Origin of the sequence: Actinoplanes sp. NPDC048791, assembly GCF_040650095.1 — a bacterium.
In the GTDB taxonomy this organism is placed as follows: domain Bacteria; phylum Actinomycetota; class Actinomycetes; order Mycobacteriales; family Micromonosporaceae; genus Actinoplanes.
This window is the reverse complement of sequence record NZ_JBEZGQ010001610.1, coordinates 1-1286: the sequence shown is the minus strand read 5'-3', so window position 1 is coordinate 1286 and position 1286 is coordinate 1. Positions and strand designations below refer to the sequence as shown.

Annotated in this window: 2 protein-coding genes; both read left to right on the top strand. The window is 75.1% G+C overall.

The features are described from left to right. Positions 1–720, top strand: a 720-nt coding sequence (locus AB0C29_RS48950; protein ID WP_360835295.1) for an SDR family oxidoreductase, incomplete at its 5' end; no start/stop codon positions are given. Then, entirely contained in the window at positions 717–1238 is a 522-nt protein-coding gene (locus tag AB0C29_RS48945; RefSeq protein ID WP_360835293.1) for a hypothetical protein, read from the top strand. The genes AB0C29_RS48950 and AB0C29_RS48945, both read left to right, overlap by 4 nt. Positions 1239–1286: the final 48 nt, after the last annotated feature.

Genomic DNA, 1286 nt, shown 5'->3' with positions numbered 1-1286 from the left:
ACCGGCCCCACCCGGGGCCTCGGTTTCGCCACCGCCCGGGCGCTGGTAGCCGACGGCGCCAAGGTTGTCGTCTCCGCGCGCTCGCCGGAGGCGGTCGACGCGGCGGTCGCTCAGCTCGGCGAAGGCGCGGCGGGCGTGGTGGCCGATCTGACCGACCCCGGCACGCCGGAGCTGCTGATCAGCACGGCGCGGGAGCGCTTCGGCCGCCTTGACGGCGCGCTGATCTCGGTGGGCGGCCCGGCCCGCGGCACGGCCGCGGACCTGACCGACGAGCAGTGGCGCGAGGCGTTCGAGACGGTCTTTCTCGGCACGGTACGGGCGGCGCGCACAATCGCGGCGGCACTGACCGAGGGCGGGGCGATCGCCCTGGTGTTGTCCACGTCGGCGCGTACGCCGATCGCCGGTCTGGGGCTGTCCAACGGGTTGCGACCCGGTCTGGCCGGTGCGGCGAAGGACATGGCGGACCAGTACGGCCCGCGCGGCGTACGCGTGGTGAGCCTGCTCCCGGGACGCGTGCTGACGGACCGTAACAAGGAGCTGTTCGAGGCGACCGGCGACGCCGAGGCGGCTGCCGCGGAGGCGGCGGCTTCGGTCCCGCTCCGCCGGCTGGGTGAGCCGGACGAGTTCGGCAAGGTGGCGGCGTTCGTGCTGTCCCCGGCGGCGAGCTACCTGACCGGGCTGACCCTGCCTGTCGACGGCGGTGCGCTACGGATGCTGTGAGCGTCGCCGAGCCGGTCGTCTTCCGCGTGCACCGGTGGCGGCTGGGCCTCGGTGTCGCGCTGCTCGTCGCGCCGGTGATTCTGCTGATCCGCGGGCTGGCCATGGTCGCGGCGGTCGCGGCCGGCGCCTCGCTCGACTTCGGCGACTACGTGGAAGCCGTACTGGTGACGCTGTCGACCGCGGCGGCCGGCGGGCTGGGTGCCCTGGCCGGCACGGGATCGAACCCCGGCTGGGTACGGGTGTCCGCGGCCGGCGTGGAGTTCGCGCCGAGCCGGCACCGGGCCACCTTCGTGCCGGCGGCAGCCATCGCGTCGGCCCGGTTGCGGTTCGCCGGCCCGTTCACCCAATTGGTCGTCACCCCCACCACGCTGGAGGCAGTCGCGTCCGCCCCGACAGCCGGCCGGACGCCACGGTTGCGCCGAGGCTCCTTCGTGATCGACGTGGGCCTGATGACGCCTGGCCCGGCTGTCCTGCTCAGCGAGCTGACCCGGCACCGGCCGGTCCTGGCCGGGACCTGACCCTCACGGCCCTGGCGGCCGGGGGGGCCCAGCAACGGCCGGTCTCCG